Origin of the sequence: Verrucomicrobium sp. BvORR106, from assembly GCF_000739655.1 — a bacterium.
Lineage (GTDB): Bacteria > Verrucomicrobiota > Verrucomicrobiia > Verrucomicrobiales > Verrucomicrobiaceae > Verrucomicrobium.
Window position 1 is genome coordinate 133,749 of the sequence record NZ_BATR01000181.1, and the last position, 18,556, is coordinate 152,304.

General features: G+C 61.0%; 16 protein-coding genes. 4 read left to right on the plus strand and 12 right to left on the minus strand.

All coding sequences use genetic code 11. From position 1 onward, the window contains the following. Positions 1-11 precede the first annotated feature (11 nt). The 6 genes from BV106_RS32420 to BV106_RS32445 all read right to left on the minus strand — a co-directional run bounded on the left by BV106_RS32420 (position 12) and on the right by BV106_RS32445 (position 6,268). Positions 12-251, minus strand: coding sequence for a type III secretion system chaperone (locus BV106_RS32420; RefSeq protein WP_038171860.1), 240 nt, complete (start codon positions 249-251; stop codon positions 12-14). A 291-nt stretch (positions 252-542) separates the two neighbouring features. After that, positions 543-1,397, minus strand: a complete 855-nt coding sequence (locus tag BV106_RS32425; protein WP_038171862.1) for a class I SAM-dependent methyltransferase — start codon at positions 1,395-1,397, stop codon at positions 543-545. 25 nt (positions 1,398-1,422) lie between these two features. Continuing rightward, positions 1,423-2,754, minus strand: coding sequence for a leucine-rich repeat-containing protein kinase family protein (locus tag BV106_RS32430; RefSeq protein ID WP_038171864.1), 1,332 nt, complete (start codon positions 2,752-2,754; stop codon positions 1,423-1,425). A 67-nt stretch (positions 2,755-2,821) separates the two neighbouring features. Beyond that, entirely contained in the window at positions 2,822-4,075 is a 1,254-nt protein-coding gene (locus tag BV106_RS32435; protein WP_038171867.1) for a Gfo/Idh/MocA family oxidoreductase, read from the minus strand. Between the two features lie 72 nt (positions 4,076-4,147). Beyond that, positions 4,148-4,558, minus strand: coding sequence for an OsmC family protein (locus tag BV106_RS32440; protein ID WP_038171870.1), 411 nt, complete (start codon positions 4,556-4,558; stop codon positions 4,148-4,150). 33 nt (positions 4,559-4,591) lie between these two features. After that, the gene (locus BV106_RS32445) at positions 4,592-6,268 is read right to left on the minus strand and encodes a nucleotidyltransferase family protein (protein WP_265596311.1); all 1,677 of its coding nucleotides are present in this window, start codon (positions 6,266-6,268) and stop codon (positions 4,592-4,594) included. A 145-nt stretch (positions 6,269-6,413) separates the two neighbouring features. On the opposite strand from BV106_RS32445, the gene BV106_RS32450 reads away from it, so the two are divergent. From BV106_RS32450 to BV106_RS36600, 4 genes are read left to right on the plus strand one after another with little or no spacing between them, the layout of a single operon-like run. Beyond that, positions 6,414-6,845, plus strand: a complete 432-nt coding sequence (locus BV106_RS32450; protein WP_038171873.1) for a PqqD family protein — start codon at positions 6,414-6,416, stop codon at positions 6,843-6,845. An 8-nt stretch (positions 6,846-6,853) separates the two neighbouring features. Continuing rightward, on the plus strand, positions 6,854-7,942 hold the full coding sequence (locus BV106_RS32455; protein ID WP_265596312.1) for a hypothetical protein: 1,089 nt from the start codon (positions 6,854-6,856) through the stop codon (positions 7,940-7,942). A 5-nt stretch (positions 7,943-7,947) separates the two neighbouring features. Continuing rightward, positions 7,948-9,039: a glycosyltransferase family 4 protein gene (locus tag BV106_RS36595; protein WP_051946730.1), complete on the plus strand. Its 1,092-nt coding sequence runs from the start codon at positions 7,948-7,950 to the stop codon at positions 9,037-9,039. Beyond that, positions 9,036-10,145, plus strand: coding sequence for a glycosyltransferase family 4 protein (locus tag BV106_RS36600; RefSeq protein WP_051946733.1), 1,110 nt, complete (start codon positions 9,036-9,038; stop codon positions 10,143-10,145). The genes BV106_RS36595 and BV106_RS36600 overlap by 4 nt, the downstream gene beginning before the upstream one ends. 7 nt (positions 10,146-10,152) lie before the next feature. Here the strand turns inward: BV106_RS36600 and BV106_RS36605 are convergent, their stop codons facing one another. The 6 genes from BV106_RS36605 to BV106_RS32495 form a co-directional block, all read right to left on the minus strand. Continuing rightward, positions 10,153-10,881 (minus strand): glycosyltransferase family A protein, encoded by a 729-nt coding sequence (locus BV106_RS36605; RefSeq protein WP_051946736.1) that lies wholly within the window; start codon positions 10,879-10,881, stop codon positions 10,153-10,155. 66 nt (positions 10,882-10,947) lie between these two features. Next, positions 10,948-11,904, minus strand: coding sequence for a hypothetical protein (locus BV106_RS32475; protein ID WP_038171878.1), 957 nt, complete (start codon positions 11,902-11,904; stop codon positions 10,948-10,950). Positions 11,905-11,949: 45 nt separating this feature from the next. Next, positions 11,950-13,119 carry a twin-arginine translocase subunit TatC gene (gene tatC, locus BV106_RS32480; RefSeq protein ID WP_038171880.1) on the minus strand — a complete coding sequence of 390 codons (1,170 nt, stop codon included), beginning with the start codon at positions 13,117-13,119 and terminating at the stop codon, positions 11,950-11,952. Positions 13,120-13,178: 59 nt separating this feature from the next. After that, positions 13,179-14,498: an NUDIX domain-containing protein gene (locus BV106_RS36610; protein ID WP_051946739.1), complete on the minus strand. Its 1,320-nt coding sequence runs from the start codon at positions 14,496-14,498 to the stop codon at positions 13,179-13,181. Positions 14,499-14,563: 65 nt separating this feature from the next. Continuing rightward, the gene (gene argH, locus BV106_RS32490) at positions 14,564-15,931 is read right to left on the minus strand and encodes an argininosuccinate lyase (RefSeq protein WP_038171883.1); all 1,368 of its coding nucleotides are present in this window, start codon (positions 15,929-15,931) and stop codon (positions 14,564-14,566) included. A 65-nt stretch (positions 15,932-15,996) separates the two neighbouring features. Beyond that, complete coding sequence (locus BV106_RS32495) at positions 15,997-18,546, minus strand: DEAD/DEAH box helicase (RefSeq protein WP_038171885.1); 2,550 nt, start codon at positions 18,544-18,546, stop codon at positions 15,997-15,999. Positions 18,547-18,556: the final 10 nt, after the last annotated feature.

Genomic DNA, 18,556 nt, shown 5'->3' on the forward strand with positions numbered 1-18,556 from the left:
TGACAGACGGATCACGCGCGAATGAAGCTGAAGGGCGAAAAGTCGTCCGGCAGGTTCTGCATCGCCTCGATAGCAGGCTCCTCTGCAAGCTGTTCCTGCCAGTGGGCCGCCCAGCTCACAAACTCCTCGAGTATTTCAAAGAACCCTTCCGGTCCCTTCTCAGCCAGCAACACCTGCGTCTGGGCCAGGATCTCCCCGGCATCTGCATCCAGGCCAAAGCGAAGCCCCGCGCCAAGTTCCGCACCGAACAACTGTGCGACGCCCTTTCCATCACTGACTCAAATCCGGACTTCCCCAGCAAAGTGTCCACCGTCACCCGGGATCCCCGCTCTTCCACCTTCGGCCCCAGCTCGACAAAGGTATGAGGAGACAATCCGGTCGAACGCCCTGATATGCCGGTGAAGTTGGACATGACTCGAAGCGTGAAGACGGAAGCCCCCTTGGTCAGCATCCCGCGGGTCGGCCGCTCCATTATCAGGGCGAACCGCCCGCTTGAAGTCAGTTTTGCGCGACAAGGTTGTCACATCCCCTGACCACCTGTTTTATCCCGCGGCCTTGGTGGCCAGCACCCGGTACATGAGTGGCATCGTGGGCATCCCCTTGGGGGGCACCATCCGCCGGCCGCCGGAGTCCCACATGCCCTCAAACAAGGCGCAGCCGTTGGCGTACGGGTACTCGTCCAGACGGACAATCACCAGCCCTGCCTTGGCGAGTGAGGTGATAACATCCCCCACGCCCCAGGCGAACTCATGGGCCGGGTGAGGATTCACAAAGTTCTCGATACCGGTGAGATACTCTCCCAGAGCCAGGCCGTTGCCCGACTGGGCGACATAGTCTGACACGCCGGGAGAGGAGATTGGACCGTTGGGGAAATAGTCGTAGTGAAACTTCCACGCCTCATCAAAGATCATGGTGAAAGGGTGAAACTCGACAAATACGAACCGGCCTCCGGGCCGCAACAAAGCGTGAATGCCCTGACCCCAAGCCCCGATGTCCGACAGCCAGCAGATGGTGCCGTAGGAGGCAAAGATCACATCATACTGCACGCCCGTTTCGACCGCTGTGGTGAAGTAATCGTAAACGTCCATTCGGTGGAACGTCGCTGGCAGCCCCGAGTCCGCCGAGAGCTTTGTGGCGAAGCGGATGGCCTCGTCCGAGATGTCTACCCCCGTCACCCTGCCGCCCAATTGCACCAGGCCCAACGTGTCCTGCCCCGAGTTGCACTGAAGATGGAGCACCTCCAGCCCTGTCAGATCTCCAAGCAGTTCCTTCTCTTCAGGAAACAACGTACTGCCTCCATCACGAAAGTAGACCGCCTGATCGCCCTTGTGGCTGTTGTGCGCCACCGTCGCCGCATTCCAGGAAAGACGATTGGTTTCGTGTGAATGGGATTGCATGGGGGAAAGATAGCGGGGACCAGGGCTAGTTCGCAAGAGCGGACAACCTGGACTTCAGCTCAAGAAATGACGGACGTGCGGCGACGTCTGGCAGGCAGCACACATCCCTCATTCGAATGAGCTCAGCGATGCCGTCATCTGCTTGCGGTGCGGATTCGACCACGAACTCGACCAGCTCCTCCAGTAGGTATCCAAAGGCCCGGACTTCCACACGCTCCAGATCACGAGCCAGCGTCAAATTCCCACGATCATAAAACGCGGCAGCACCAAAATCGCTCAGCAGACACCCACCGTCCGGCTTGTAGAGGATATTGTGAGCATAGAGATCCCCATGGAGAATGCCCTTCTCGTGGAGCTGCACCGCCGCGGAAGCAATACCGTGCACCAGATGCACAGCAGCCTCTGCAGACAGCCTCACCCCTTCCGAGTACACATCCCGGGTGCAGGTCTCGAAACTGGGCGGTCCCGCGAGATTGGCGTAGGCCGGATCAATGAGACGCATCACGATGCCTTCCGCACCGTCAGGATGCCCGCCAATCCTGCCCAAAACCCGAGTGAGATGGGGATGCTCCCCCACTCCCAGACTGGCGGCCATTTCACTGGCAGGAAGCCCGTCGGAGGTCATCGCGCCCTTGAAGATCTTCACCGCCACCTCCTTGTCGGAATCAGCGGGAATTCCACGTTGCCACTCTGCCCGATGAATCACTCCAGAGGCCCCCTCCCCGAGTTGCTGATTCAATACCAGCTCCGACCATGGGATAGTGGCAATGTCGCCCTCTCCTTCCAGGTCTGGATTTGCTTCCGTCATGGGGTTGCCGGCCAGGGCCAGCCAGGCCAGCCGTGGCAGGCGGAGCAACCACTCTGGCAACGCGCCAAACCGGTTGGCGGCCAGTCGGAGCAGTTCGAGGTTTTCACAATTGGCCATCTCCGCCGGCAGGGTCGCCAGGGCGTTTCCAGAGAGCATCAGCTTTTGCAGCCGCTGGCATTTCCCCAGCGCAGTGGGCAGCTCCCGCAGCCGGTTTTCCGTGAGGATGAGCCACTGGAGATCCTGCGGTAGCGCCCCTTCTTCGATCTCCTCAATCTGGTTTGCGCGAAAGCCCACCATGGTCAGGCTGGGGCAGGTGCCCAGCACCGCTGGCAGCCGGGTGAACTGGTTGTTCGAGCAGAAGAGGATGCGCAGCTTCTTCAGGCGCCCCAAGTCATCCGGCAGGGAGGAAAGCCGGTTGCCCGTGAGGTTCAGTACTTCCAGCGTGTCTGCGTGATCGAACACCTCCCGCGGGAACTCGGTAAGTCCCGCGGCAAGATCAATGCGCGTCGTAGGTGGGGCAAGGGAACTGGCAGGGTCTCTTTCAGACATCGGGGAGGCGTGAGAACGCCTTCCCTACGCCAAGACCCCGGCCAGCGCAATGCGACAACCGCGCCCCCTAAATACCCACTTCCCAGCCCTTGCGGTACTTGCGCCCCAGATACTTCTCCGCTTCCGGATTCCCCGTGATCTTCTTCGTCTTGGGGTCGAAATGCACCATACTGCCCGTTCGGTAGGCGATGTTGCCCAGGTGGCAGAGCAGGGTGCTCTTTTGCCCTTCATCGATGGGCGAGTTGAGTTTCTCGTTGCCACGGATCGCCTCCAGGAAGTTGCCGATATGTTCCACGTCGCCCCCTTTGCCTTTGCCCTTGGCGATCTCGGTGCCCTTGAGGTCATAGAACGTGTATGCCGCCCCGGTGGTGTGCAGCGAGCCTCCTTCTGCATAGAAGATGCACTCACCCGTCTTTTCCACAGGACGCGGATGGCAGCTGCTCTGCTCCCAGCTCATGCCGACCTTGCCGAAATCATACACTGCGGATCCCGTGTCCGGCGTCTCCTGCTTGTCGTCATACCAGTACCGGCCACCATTGTAAGTCACACGCAGCGGGTAGTCCACCTGCAGGCCCCAGCGAAGGACATCGAGGTGATGGATGCCGTTATTTCCCAGTTCCCCGTTGCCCCAGTGCCACAGCCAGTGCCAGTCATAGTGCACATAGGACTCCATATCCCGCTCGGCCGTCATCGGCCCCTGCCAGAGGTCCATGTCGATCTCTGGTGAAGCCGGATTGGCCTTCTGGCCGATGGCCTTGCGGTTGGCATTGTAGAAGGCACGTGCGTAGTGAACTTTGCCAATCTTCCCCTCATGGAGAAGGGCAATGGGCTCCTTGAGCCAGGTGCGGCGCTGGTTGCCCATCTGCACCACGCGGTCATATTTCTTTGCGGCATCAACGATCAGCTCCGCCTCCTGCATGTTCTGGCTGCCGGGCTTCTCCACGTACACGTGCTTGCCCGCTTTCATGGCCAGCACGGCGGCGGGTGTGTGCCAGAAGTTGGGCGTGGCAATGAAGACTGCGTCCAGTTCCTTGTCATCGAGGAAGGTTCGGAAGTCCTTTACCCCCACACAAGAGACCTGCTGTTTCTCAGCCACGACCTTCAGTCCCCGGTCAAGACGGACGGGGTCCACCTCAGCCAGGTACTTGATCTCCACATTGGGGATTTGCAGTAGTGCCTGCACATGTCCCATGCCCCGCCCCAGTGCGACCACGGCGACCTTCAGCTTTCGCGTGTCCCGCGCCTCCTGGGCCTGGACTGCGGAGATGGCGAGACCGGCCCCGAGGGCCGAAGTGTGCTTGAGGAGAGATCGACGGTTCATAGGAAACAATGCACGAGATCGTAGATGCCGGTTGCCTCAGTATTCCCCCTGAGGCCGGGGTCACTGGGCCGGTTAGCCATTCCAGACGAACTCAATCGGTGCCTGCACATCCGGATGGAGGCTGCGATGCACGGGGCAGCCCCGTCCCGCGCCTTCCAGCAGTTCCCGGTCCGGATGATCCTCCGGTAGCGGGATGGTCACCACCACCGGCAGGCGCTCGATGCGGCGCGGGGGCGCTGAGGTCATGTGTTTTTCCACATGCACCGTCATCGGAGGAAGGTCATACCCCTTGCGATTGGCCACGATGGCCATGGTCGTGGCAATACACGTGGCCAGGGCGGTCGCTACAAGATCCGTCGGGGAAAAGGCCTCGCCCTTGCCCATGTTGTCCTTCGGAGCATCCGTCGTCAGTTCCACTCCGGAGGGACCATGTTTGGCGCGGCATCGCAAGCCGCCGTCATACGTCACATTTACTTCAACCATAGGGCTCTTACGCAAGAGCCTGTCATGGATCTTTCAAGGGGCATCTGCCGGTTTCACCTGCGCTCCAGACAAAGCATCATCCGGGGCCTTCGTCCCTGGCTTGGACGGTCGGACCGCCGCCACTTCCATGGAGAGCACGGGCAACCCCAAAGCTCGCGCATCACCAGCGACAACGTGCGGCAGGCAGGTCCAGGAAAGCTCCACGGTGCGCCCATCCTGCCCCTCCGCCCCGCTGAGGTTGATCGAAAGGGCCAACACTCCCTGTTTGCCTTTCACGCTCGACTGCGGGAGTGGCACTCCATCCACACAAAATTGAAGGTGCGCACTGAGGTCTGAGGCCCAGGCGCGCAGCCTGCCCATATCTATCCACACCTTGAAGGAAAGCCCCGCAGGAAATGTGAGTCGCACCCTTGCCTCGGGTCTGGACCAGCGCAGCAGACGATCCACATACGGCTCCAGTGGATAGAAGCCTTTCAAGTCAGCTTCCTCAAACCGGCCCACACTCCCGACCTCGCGACCCCGGAGCAGTCTCGGTATCCTGCGCACATACCAGGGGAGCCAGTTCCTGAACCAATAGGCAGCCTGCGCCCGATAGTGCGAGGTGAATTGACCTGGCAAAAGATTGTTGGCATGGCGGAAATAGACTGGAAATCCGCTCAACTGTCGCCATAGGCCGTGCCCACGAGCGCAACGAAGGTGATGACTAAAGTCCAGCGGCATCCTGTGCAGGGGGGATGGGAGACTCCTGCCCAGCAGGCGCGCTTCCCATCGCTCTTGAAAGGTAGGCCTCAACTCCCCCATGCGTCGGAACGCCTCAGCCGGAACCTCCACCTCCAGGTGCTTCTGCAAATAGTCCAGAGTGCCCTGCACTCCTTGAACCGCTCCGATCGCGGGAGCATGCTCCGCCACGCGCCGCCAGTCGATCTGCCTGCCCGCCTGCTGAACGAGGAAATAAGCATCGGCGATCCAGCGCACCGGTGACACCGACTTGTACTGGGGCCCATGCGCGCAGGTGTGCAGGAACTGGTCCGTGGCACAAGGCACTCCGGCAGGTTCACCATGCAGTTCCAGAGACTGTCGCCCTTCCCACAAGGTGCGATCAAAATCCTTTCCTGCCGGCAGGTGGCAGAGGCGCCAGTGCAGATCGATCGCCGCGTTTGAGTCATCCTTGAACGAACAGGCATGGATGCTGGCGGGCAGATCGCGCGGAGAATGAACCTGCGAATGCCAACCCAACCCTTCCAGGACGTCCATCGCCTCCCCCACCCGGGAAAGAGGCACCAGCAGATCGAAGTCATCCATGGGGCGGACCCCGTGGTCCCGATAGACCGTAAGCGTCAATCCTGCTCCTTTAAGCAGCATGCAGGGGATCTCCCGTGCGGCCAAGGCCTTCAGCACTGCCGCTTTTCGGCCCAATACCATCTGGTTCTTTGTCCAAAAATTACGATAAATCCCCTTCAGCCTCGGCAGCAGAGGATCAGCCGCATCCACCCCCACCCTTACGAGATTGCGATAGAGCAGGCCCATGAGCCGGAAAGTGCCCGCCTCCAGATAGTCCAGGTCATTCACCGCCTTCCACTCTTCCCAGGCGGATAGGGCTGGTCCCGCCTCCAGCAGAGCCGCCCGCAGCAGCAAGGTTTGCCCGGGCGTGGGCCAGCATCCTCCGGTCAGCAATACGGTGGTGGTAGCAGTTGGGACGGAGGTGGGCATGAGACGGGGAGCGGCGCGGAGATTCCCGCACCGGGTTTTCGCTGCGAAAGCGAACCATGCAAACATTTCATCCCTAGACAAAAATTTTGGCTGGAATTCTGCCTCTGCTGGTGAAGCCTGCCATTTCTCCTCCCGCTCAAACCACATGTCTGCCCGCTACCGCCTCAACGAACCCGATGTCAGTGCCGAAGTCTTCGACGAAGAGGTGTTGGCCATCAATCTGAAGACCGGGCACTATCACAGCCTGCGGGAGTCCGGCGTTTTCCTCTGGCAGACTTTGATGCAGGGCCACTCCCTTGAAGAGACGGCATCACTGCTGGCCGCTAGATTTCCAGACATCGCAGCACAATCCCGGATCGAGGCAGAAAATTTCGCCCAGCAACTGGTGGAAGCGGGACTCGTCGTGGAGGCCCCCGATGCGACAAGCCCCTCGGGTGCGGCTCCCGCCGAGCCAGTAGGCAAGCCCTACGTCAGTCCTTTGATCGAGAGCTACACGGACATGCAGGAGTTGCTCCTCATCGACCCGATCCATGAAGTGGACGTGTACACCGGCTGGCCCCAGAAGCCCGCATCCTGAATCCGGGCATGGCAGTGACTTCTTCCCCAGTCGGACCTTCGGAGATCCGCAGCCGTCTGGACACCTACTTTGATTCGCTCCTGGCTGCATACGAGGAGGCAACCAGGAGAGCCCCGTCACACACCCATACGGGAGCTCTGGCTGAACGACGTCTCGTCGTTCGCACGGTCGGCCAGACACTTCAGCAGGTGTTCACGCCATCGCTCACCCACCTCCCGACCCTTTCCACCTACCTCTCCGGCGGACTGGAGGTGCTCGCGTGGGATGAGGCCGTCACCGGCGTTGCACTCCCCGCTCCGCCCTGGACACCCCCTCCGGCAGGCACCGCCACTTCCGCCCCCAGACTCACGTTGCCTGAAGGCGGTGAAGGCTACCGCATCAATCTGGCCGAGCAGGACAGCCTGTTCATCCTCTACTCCATCGAACGAGGGCAGGCTGTGATCTGGGTGCGGAATGCCGCCCAGCTCCCCACCTACGTACATTCCGCCCCCTTCCCCACGCTGATGCATTGGTGGTCTCAGCAGCAGGGGTTGAGGTTGCTGCATGCCGGATGTGTGGGCACCTCCTCAGGGGCTGCCTTGATCGTCGGAAAGAGCGGCTCGGGAAAGTCCACCACGTCACTGCACTGCGCCCTGAGCGGCTTCTCCTACCTGAGCGACGATCTGTGCCTGGTGCGAACGCAGCCGACTCCCCACGCCTACTGTGTCTTCAACAGTGGCAAGCTTTTGCCCGACAGTCTGGCACGGTTTCCAGACCTCGCCGCACGATCCCGGGACCCTCTGCCCGGCGTGGAAGGCAAGCCGGTCATTTTCATGCACGAGCACTTTCCGGAAAGAGTCGCCGTCGACCTCCCTCTGAAAGTGCTGGTCGCCCCCCGCGTGGCGGGAACAGAGAGCACGAGGTTCATGCCCATCCCGCCCGGAGAGGCGCTCAAGGCCCTGGCTCCCAGCACGCTGCTGCCGCGGGCCAACCCGGAACCCGCCTCCTTTCATGACATGGCCCGGCTCGTGCGATCCCTCCCGTGTTATCGCATCGAACTCGGCACCCGGCTCGATGAGGTCTCCGCAGTATTGCGCCACCTCATCGAAATTTCCTAAAACCCATGCGCATCCTCCACTGGAACGACGGCTACTACCCGCGCATCGGTGGCACGGAGACGCTGGTCCGCGACCTGTGCCATGCGCAACAGGCTGCCGGATACCAGGTCACCGTGGTGGGACGCGCCCTGCCCGGCTCTCCCGCGGAGGAAGTCATGGACGGCATCCAGGTCTGGCGACGCCCGGTGCTGGATGAGGATCTGATCCATCAACCGGGGCTGCTAACCCGGCAGATCAAGGCCTGTGCGGAGTACAAACAAAGATTCCGGCCCGAAATCATCCACATCCATGGCTGCCACATGGCGGGCTGGCTGCACCTGCTAAGCCGCAGTGCCGCCCCCTGCCCCGCCGTGCTCACACTGCACGCCCCCCTTCACCTTCCCGCCGCGCTGCAACGTCGCGTGCTGGAGGAGGTGGAGATCCTCGCCGCAGTGTCCGCCAGCATGCTGGCCTCGTTTTCGTCCCAGCTCGAAAATCGGAAAGGTCCCTCTCACGTCGTCCACAACGGTCTCGCGCTGCCTGAGCCTGCCCCCGCGCCCCCGAAGGAAGTCACTACGGTCTTGTGTCTGGGACGCATGGTCAATGAGAAGGGTTTCGACATCGCCCTGCGTGCACTCGCCCTGGTGCCGGGCGTCCGGTTGATCATGGCGGGCGATGGGATCGAGCTTCCTCATTTACAGCAACTGTCTGCCGACCTCGGATTGGATCAGCGGGTGGAGTTTCGGGGCTGGGTCCATCCGACCGCCGTGCCGGACCTCATCGCCAGCGCAGACGTGGTCCTCATGCCTTCGCGCTGGGAGGAGCCGTTTGGACTGGTCGCCCTGCAGGCAGCTCAGATGTCGCGCCCCATCATTGCCAGCCGCATCGGCGGACTGCCGGAGATCGTTCTGCACGACACCACGGGAATCCTGGTCCCACCAGAAGATCCTGCTGCCATGGCTGCGGCACTCCAGTCACTCCGCGACCACCCGGAAATTGTCACCCGCATGGGTGGCCAGGCCAGATCCCATGCGGAGCAAGCATTCTCGATCGCGGCGTGCGCGGCGGCGTATGACAACCTCTACACCTCGGCATCTGCCGGCATCAGAGCCCCATGAAAATTCTGGTCTGGCCCGAGTTGTTTCATCCGCACATCGGCGGGATCGAGGTTCGCAGCGGCGAGCTGGTGGCAGAACTCTGCCGGAGAGGACACGAGTGCACGGTCATCACCAGCCGCATTCCCGAGACGCTCCCTGCTGAAGACATGTGGCACAGCGCCCCGGTCCATCGGTTGCAGTTCAGACGAGCCATCGCAACGGGCAATCTGCGGGAGCTCCAGCAGGCTCTAGCCATCATCCGGGCGGTCAAGGCGTCCTTCCAGCCCGATGTTGAACTCGTCTTTGTCTCGGGGCCGCTGATCGCCCTGCAACGCATTGCCTGCCGGCAGTCCCCGTGCCCCACCATCGCGAGTCTGCAAGGGCGTATTGAAGAGTACACCACGCCAGGCGGGGCCGTTCGCCAGCATCTGCATTCCTGCAATCTCATCGTCACCGTGTCCCACTTTCTGCATCAGGCAGTGTGCAGGAACATGCCCGAGCTAGCTCCGAAAACGATCCCACTCCTCAACAGTCTGCCTGTTTCAGGTATCCCCCTTTTGCCCTTGCCGCAGGAGCCTCCAGTCATCATGACGCTCGGCCGCCTGATCCCAGACAAAGGCTTTGACCTCGCCCTTCGGGCCATGCAGCAAGTGCGTGAGAAACATCCCGCCGCGCAGATGATCGTGGCAGGGGACGGGCCCGAACGCCAGCCGCTGGAGACGCTCGCTCATGAACTGGGCTTGGAAAACTGCGTCCAGTTCCCGGGCTGGATTCCTCCCACTGAGGTCCCCAGCTTTCTCAACCGCGCGTCCGTGGTGGTGATGCCTTCACGGTGGGAGGAGGCGTTTGGACTGGTCAGCCTGCAGGCGGCGCAGATGGGACGCCCCGTGGTGGGGACGCGAGTTGGAGCCCTGCCGGAAATCGTGGTTCATGGAAAAACGGGACTCCTCGCGGACAACGAAGATGTGACGGGACTGGCAGAAGCGCTGGACCAACTCCTCAGCAACCCTGCTCTCATGCAAGAGATGGGAAATCAAGCCAGAGCACGTGCCCTGACAGACTTCGGCTTCCAGCGCTATGTGACCCTGTACGAGGAACTGTTTGACCGGGCGGTTCGGCCCGCGTGAACCCAGATCACCCCGGCTCCACGCCTTGTCCCGTCACGGCCGCGGCGCCGGCAGCGCGTTTTCTCCTGAGGTGCTGCTGAATCATCTGCAGGTATCCCGGTGCCAGGGTGGGTTTGGTCAGCACTGAGTTCGAGCCATGCACCCTGCGCAACACCACCAGCTCCTCGGTGGTGGCAAAGTTCAACCCGGCATGCCGGGCGCGTGAGATCCATTCCACGAACTCCGCATTCGGAAGGGTTTCATCAAACCCGCCCACTTGATCGAAGCAAGTCCGGCGGAACGCCACCGCCCCAGCCTGCCAGCCCTGCACCGCCTTCCCGGTCAGATCACCGGGATTCTGCCCGGCCCAGCCCATCGCCTCATGCGGCACATTCACCATCCGTGCACAGGCGCCATCCGCTTCCGGGCTGGAGGCCAGTGTATTCATCAGCGCCTGAAGCGCCCCTGGCAGCCAGACGTCATCACTATCGAGGAAACAAACCACCCCTTCCTTCACCATTCCCAACCCCGTATTCCTCGCCTTGGCCGTGCCCCCCCTGTCTTCATGGCGCACGTATCGAACCTTGCTGCTGTACGTCTCAACTACCTGCGGGGTATCATCGTCTGAAGCATCATCCACCACGATCACCGTCATCGCAGGCCAGTCCTGAGCAAAGACGCTGTCGAGAGCGTCCTTCAAGAATCTGCCATAGTTTCGGGTAGGGATGATGACGGATACCGTTTGCGCAAGGGTCATGAGGAGGAAATAAGATCGCCACGAGAGGTGGGAAACACCCATCGGCCCTCGGGGACTAGGAATCAACTACCGGGTGGCGGACTTTTCAACAGCCGGGCTGGCTTCCAGCTTCATCTGGAAATGACTGGTGAAGTAACTGGCGAGCGCATCGCTCACGGCGCGAGACAGCTCCACCCGTTTGACCGCCGTGTCTCGATAGGCACCCGGCGTTTCCATTTGGATCGCATCCAGCCCCACCCCGTCGCGGGACCCGTGGGTTTCCGTGCTATATCCACCGTTGAAGTAAAGATCATCCGGCTCCAGCTGGCTGGAGGGTGACGGCACGCAAGAGAAACCACGCTGCTCAAGCAGGGCACCGAAGCTGGTGGAACCCCGGATCAACGCTGCAAAACTCACGTTGGCTTGTCCGGCCAGCAAGCGGATGCTGCTGCGCGTCACCATGTCCGGCGCGTTGAGCTGTTGGTCACTCTGTTGCAGCTCTTTGGACTTGAGCAGGTACCCCAGCTCAATCCGCGCCTTGGGATGAGCATGCCCATGAATATCGAGGAAGATGCCCTTGCCGTACTGACTCATCACGGCCGACTCCGCATCACGCAGGAAGCCATGGTATTCCTCCCAGGCGGTCTGCCCCTTGGAGTTGCCCTGCGCTGCCTCGCGCACCTCACGATTGCAGTCGAGCTTCACTCTCGCCAACTGGCACACTACCAGATGCGGTGCCCGGCCATATTGCTTGAGCATGGCAGCCCGCATCTCCACCGCGAGTTCCAGGGTGCCCGTGTCTCGCAACAGCTTGCCATAGGGCCGGTTGGGAATGTCCTTGGGGAGCAATCGCCCTCCATGCGGAGCCGCAAGGACGACTGGCAGCTCTCCCGGCCAGTATTGGATGTAGCCCGTTGTGCCGACTTTGGGATTCTCGGGCAAAGGGCTGTCCGCGCAGACTGGCACTGGGCTCGAAAGCAGCGTGACCAGCAGAGCAAGAAAAACCCCTGCTGGAGTGGTTAGGCCAACAGGGGTGCGTTTCATCGGTCTATGAAATGACGGTGCGGGAATGGCCGCAAGCTTCGCTGACTAGTCCGTGTCCCGCTTGTCAGCGGTTGGATCGGTCTCAGGCTTTGCTTCAGGCTTGGGCTCCTCAGGGGAAGTGTCCGCAGCGGTCACCGAGTCGTCAGGCTTGGGAGCAAAGTCATTTGCCGTGGAGGATTCAGTGATGATGCTGCTCGAAGGCGCTGGGGTCGGAGCGGGTGCCGCTACAGCCTGCTTTACCTTCCGCTTGGCTTCATCGTTTTCCTCTTCCTCGTCGTCGGAGTCACCGGTGTTCCAGGGATTGTAGTTCTCGTTGTCCCAGTCATCCGCCACTTCCACGGCCTTGGACTCTTCATCCTGTTCCTTGTAGTACTCGGGATAGAGCTGGCGGTCCTTCTTCTCCATGTAGTAGGCCAGCCAGATGCAGATCTCGTAGAGGGCATACATCGGCACCGCCAGAAGGCCCAGCGTCAGAGCATCTTGAGTGGGGGTGATGACCGCAGCGACCACGCAGATGATGATGGCAGCCCACGCGCGGGAGGTCTTCATGACCTTGTAGTTGAGCACGTCCATCTTCACCAGAGCCATGACCACTACGGGGAGCTCAAAGCACGCACCGAAGATCAGGACGAACTGGCAGACGAACTTCACGTACTCCACCCGTTCCCAGATCAACTTGTCAGGGGGGGCCGTCCCTCCCTGGCTGGCACTGAGCTGGTCCATGCTCACGCTGAACTCGTAGAAGAACAACAACGCCCGGGGACACACCACGAAGTAGGCAAACAACACCCCGGTAAGGAAAAGCCCGCCACCCACCGCCAAGGCAGGGAAGATCACTTTCTTCTCAGTGGTCCGCAGGCCCGGGAGGATGAACTGGAGCAGGAAATAGAGCAGCAAGGGGAAGGCTAGAATTACCCCCGCTACCAACGAGATGTTCATCACCGTCATGAATCCCCCGGTGACCTTGAGGTTCTGAAGGCTGATCTTGTCCCGAATCCCCGCCATCACAAGTGGGTGCTCGATGATCTTGATCAGGTACTCGTAGAAAAAGAAGGTCCCCAGGGTCACCACGAGGAGGGTGATCGTCATGTTGACGATCATCTTCCTCAGGTCATCCAGGTGATCCAGGAACGGCTTTTCTTCATCGGCACCGCCGAGATCCACTGCGACTTTTTCACGCAGGGTAACGACTTTTTTGAAGATCCAGTTGAACATGGGTGGGAATTCGCGGGAATGAGAAAACGATAAATACGCAGGGTTCGCGTGACAGGGGGCTAGACCATGCCATGAGCGGCCATCCTTGCAAACAGGGCGAGGGTAAGCGCATCCTGAATCACATGGCTGGCGACCATCTGGCGCAATTCTGCCCCGGTCACAAGCCGCACTTCGCCAATGTGCTCCCCTCCGACAGGCTGGGGAGTCCGGACGATTCGCACTGGATGAGCGGCAAACAAATAAACGTGCTCATTGGTAAATCCTTGCGAGCCAAAAAACCAGCCCAAAGGAGTCAGCGTGCCTTCTGGGGCCACCACGCACCCCGCCTCCTCGTCCAGCTCCCGGTGCACCGTCTCCAGGATGGCCTCGTGAGTTTCCCCGTCATCCAGCTGTCCGGCAGGGAATTCCCAGAGGGTCCGCTGCACGGGCAGACGCTCCTGGTGAATGAGGATGAATTTTCCGTCATCCGTGATCGGAGCCACCGCAATCGCCGATTTCCGGTGCGCCACCGTCCAGTGCACCGGCGTCTCCGGCCGGGCAGGCGTGAGGTAGGCACACTCCTCGATCTGGACGTACTTGCCCGGGTACACCATCTCCCCCGGGAGCTTCTTCCAGTCGTCGTGGTCTCTGATCTCGCACAGGGGGAAGGGTGGTACGACAGGTTTGCAACCTGTCTGCTGGACAGGATTGCATCCTGTTCCCTCCGCGCCGCCACCGGCACCTGCCCCTTGGACCACGCTTCCGTCGCTCTCTGTTTTCATCACGTTTCGAAGTTCCACACTGTATTCTGCCACCGGCAAACCGGCCTTCCGCGGATTCTTCAGGATGTAATCGCGATATTTCTCAAGTTCCACTGCATCACGCACAATCCGATCGTGACTTTCCTCCATCCATAGAGCACCGGAACGGCCCAGAATCTTGTGAATCTCCCGGGCTGAGTGCCGTTTCCAGCCGCCGACCATGTCGGACAGCTCAATTCCGGGCAACGGCTTCACCAACACGTGGACGTGGTTGGGCATGACCACATAGCTATCCAAGAGATAGCGTTCTCCATGAAAGTGGAGGAGGGAATCCACCACCACCTTTCGAAGTTGGGATTGCGCCAGCAAACACTCGCCGAATCCCCGGTCAAACCACTCCTCTCTCCCATCCACGAACCTGGCTTGATATTCCGCAATCGTCTTTCCCTTCCACGGCTCAGGGTACAGACGGAGCCAAACTTCCAGTTCTTCACGCAATTGGGCCAGGATGTGGGCTGGAAGCGAATCCCCGAGACGAAACGTCACAAAGTACGTCGCGCCCTCCTGCCGCCAGTGGGGCAGATGGCGCTGTTTGACCGTGATGGCTTTGTCCCAATCTAGAGGGACAAAGATGTCCACAGCGGCAGCTGAGGCAGGATAAAATCCTGCCCCACCGACAGGTTGAAAACCTGTCCTACCCGCACTCACGCCCCCAGCCTCTCCCGCCAGTGCTGCAACCTCCCTGCCACATTGGCAGGCGAGGGCGCACCGATACCCTTGCGGGCGGCGAGAGCGGTATCCATCTTGAGCACAGCGAAGACGTCCTCACTAAAGGCATCACTGAACTGGCGGTAGTCTTCCAGAGCCAGCTCGGGGAAGGGACGGCCGGTGCTGAGGCAGTGCGCCACCAGCTTGCCGATGACCTCATGCGCCTGGCGGAAGGGCACGCCCTTGAGCACCAGGTAGTCTGCCAGATCAGTCGCCAGCAGGAGCGGATCGCTGGCCGCTGCGGCCGCACGGTCACGGTTCACATCCATGCCGCGGACCATCTCGGTGAAGACTTCCAGGGCCAGGGTGATCGTTTCCAGGGAGTCAAACAGGGGCTCTTTGTCTTCCTGCATGTCTCGGTTGTAGGTCATGGGCAGCCCCTTGAGGAGGGTCAGCAGCGCCATGAGATTCCCCACCAGACGGCCGGACTTGCCGCGCGTCAGCTCCGCCACGTCCGGATTCTTCTTCTGCGGCATGAGGCTGGAGCCCGTGGTGTGGGCATCGCTCAGGTGAATGAAGCCAAACTCCGCGCTCGCCCACAGGATGACGTCCTCGCTCAGGCGGGACAAATGCACCCCTTGCAAAGCGATCGTGAAGAGCAGTTCCGCCACGAAGTCACGGTCGCTCACCGCGTCCATCGAGTTCTGCGTCACACCGTTGAAACCCAGCTCCCGGGCCACGAACTCGCGATCCAGGATGATCGTGGATCCCGCCAGCGCGCCAGAGCCGAGCGGCATCACATTCACCCGCTTCCGGGCATCGACCAGACGCTCGGCATCACGGGAGAACATCTCCACATAGGCCAGAAGGTGGTGGGCGAACAGCACGGGCTGGCCACGCTGGAGGTGGGTGTACCCCGGCATCACGGCATCCGCACCACGCTCAGCGCACTCCACGAGAGCACGCTGGAGTTCGTTGGTCAGACCGATCAGGGAATCAATCGCATCCCGGGAATAGAGGCGTACATCCGTGGCCACCTGGTCATTGCGACTGCGGGCGGTGTGGAGCTTGGCCCCAGCGGGTCCGATCCGTTTGGTCAGCGTGGACTCGATGTTCATGTGCACGTCTTCCAGCTCCTGGCTCCAGGCGAAGTCACCACCAGCGATTTCATCGCGGATCTGCAAGAGCCCGCGCTCGATGGCTTCGCGTTCGGCCGTCGTCAGGATGCCAGCCTTCTCCAGGCCCTTGGCATGGGCGATCGAGCCGCGAATGTCGTGAGCATAAAGTCTCCAGTCAAAGGAGACAGATTCGCCGTAGCGCTGCACGAGCGCACTGGTGGGTTGTTGGAAGCGTCCTTTCCACATGGCAATAAGAGGGCGGAATGTCTAAATGAAAGCACCGGGGAGGGCAATGGGGACTTTGTGCCGAATCAGTCCGCCACCACTGGCCCGACTGACACCAGCGTGAGGGTAGGTTTCCCCTCCTCCCTCGCCTGGGCCAGATCCACCCGGAACTCCGCCTGCCAGTCGTTGACGGCCTCTGCATCCACGAGCACCTGGCAGACCCGCCAGACCCGCCCGTCTTCCACAGCCTCGACATAGGTGTGCCGTCCGTTGCGAGCCTCCGCATCCAGCAGGATGCGATCATGCTGGTCGTAGTACGGGTCCATGACCGCGGCCAGTTTGTCAGCGTTCCACTCCGCAGGCGGCGCGCCGAGTGCCAGCGTGGCTGCACCGTAGCTCTCTGAGGCCAGGGGGCGCAGGAACTTGAAGATCTCCGTCCGGATCAGGGCCGTGAACTCCCGGCGGTTGCGAGTAATGTCAGGTGCCTCTTCCGGTTTTTTCTCGTCGTCATCTTCGCCCGGCTTCCAGTTGGGATCGCGGAGCCGTTCCCATTCGTCGAGCAGGCTGGAGTCCGTTCCACGCAGCACCCCCGTGAGCCAGGCCTCCATCTCCTGCACCGGCTCCGTCTTAAACTGATCCGGCACCGTCTGGGCCAGCACTTTGTGCACGGAGGAGAGATGGCGCAGCAGCACCCCTTCCGCCCGGTGCAGTTCGTAGTCGTTGATGTAGTCCGTGAAGGAGCGAAAATTCTCGTACATCTCCCTCGCGATGCTTTTGGGCCGGATGTTCTCCTGTCCCACCCACGGGTGTGTCGCGGAGAACTCGTTGAAGGTGTTGTACACAAAGTCACGGCAGGGCTTGGGGTACTCCAGCTCGTCCAGCCTTTCGATACGCTCCTCATAGGGCACCCCCTCCTCCTTCATCGCCGCCATCGCCTCATCCTTCACCTTGCTCAACTGACGACGCAGAATGGTGTCTGGATTCTCCAGGATGGATTCACACAGGGTCATCACATCCGCCGCATAACCCGGTGAATTCGGATCGATCAGCGACAGGGTGTCAATGAGGTAGAGCGACAGCGTGTAGTTCAAGGAAAAATCATCCTGAAGCGCCACATTCACCCGCAGTTTCTGCCCGCCCCTCTGATCAACTTTGGGGAGGATCTCGATGATCTTGCGCGTGACCAGAGCCCGGAAGAGCTGCCAGGCCCGGTCCCGGTGCTGCTTCTTCGCCGCCACCGTATCATGAGAATCGCGGATGAGCTTCTGCATGGCGCGACAGCCATCCCCCTCCCGGCTCAGCACCTGCAACAACATGCCGTGTGATACCTGAAACCGAGACTGCAGCGGCTCCGGCGCAGCCGTCTGCAGCTTCTTAAAGGTGTCCTCACTCCATCCCACAAAACCTTCCGGAGGCTTCTTCTTCACCATCTTGCGGAGCTTCTTGGGGTCACCGCCCGCCTTGGCATCCATCTTGGCGTTTTCGATGATATGCTCCGGGGCTTGGGCCACCACAAACCCAATGTCATCGAACCCACGGCGCCCCGCACGGCCGGTGATCTGGTGGAAGTCCCGCGCCGAAAGAGTGGCCACCTTCTGGCCGCCATATTTACTCAGGCGCGTGAGCAACACCGTACGAATGGGGACATTCACGCCCACCCCCAGGGTATCGGTGCCGCAGATCACCTTGAGCAGCCCCTTCTGAGCCAGCTGCTCCACCAACACGCGATACTTGGGCAGCAACCCGGCGTGGTGAATCCCCACGCCGTGACTCAGATACTTCTTCACCTCCTTGCCATAGGGGCTGGCAAACTTCACCCCCACGAGCTGTTCCTTGATGGAAGCCTTCTCCGCCTGCGAACAGAAATTCAGGCTCATCAGATCCTGCGCCGCCTGCGCCGCGTCATTTTGCGTGAAATGCACCAGGTACACAGGGGCCTTGTTCGCCGCCACCAGTTCCTGGAGGGTCACGTCCACCGAGGTATCGGCGTAGGTGAACTCAAGCGGCACCGGCCGGGTCTGGGAGGAGATGATGGTGGTCTCCGTCTGGGTCAGCCGGTCCAGCTCACCTTTGAAAAACTCCGTGGACCCCATGGTGGCCGACATGAGCAGAAAGCGCGACTTCGCCATGGTGAGCAGAGGCACCTGCCAGGCCACGCCCCGCTCGCGATCCGCGTAGTAGTGGAACTCGTCCATGATCACCTCACGGAACGGGGCATTCTCCCCGTCACGCAGGGCGTAGTTGGAGAGGATCTCCGCTGTGCAGCACAGGATGGGCGCGTTCCGGTTCACTGTCGCGTCCCCAGTGGCCATTCCTACATTATCGGGACCAAAGTCACGGCACAGGGCCAGGAATTTTTCATTCACCAGCGCCTTGATCGGGCAGGTGTACACCGAGCGCCGCCCCTTGGCCAGGGAGCGAAAGTGCAACGCCGTAGCCACCAGTGATTTGCCGGATCCCGTCGGGGTGTTGAGGATCACGTTCTGGTCCTCAAAGAGCGCCAGGACCGCCTCCTCCTGTGCGGGATACAGTTCCAGCTTCTTCTCCGCCACATAGTCCAGGAAGCGGTCCAACAGTTCGTCGTTGGAGCAATCAGGCGTGGCAGGAAGGCGGCGCAGCAGAGGATGGTCGGACATGGGGCGGCCC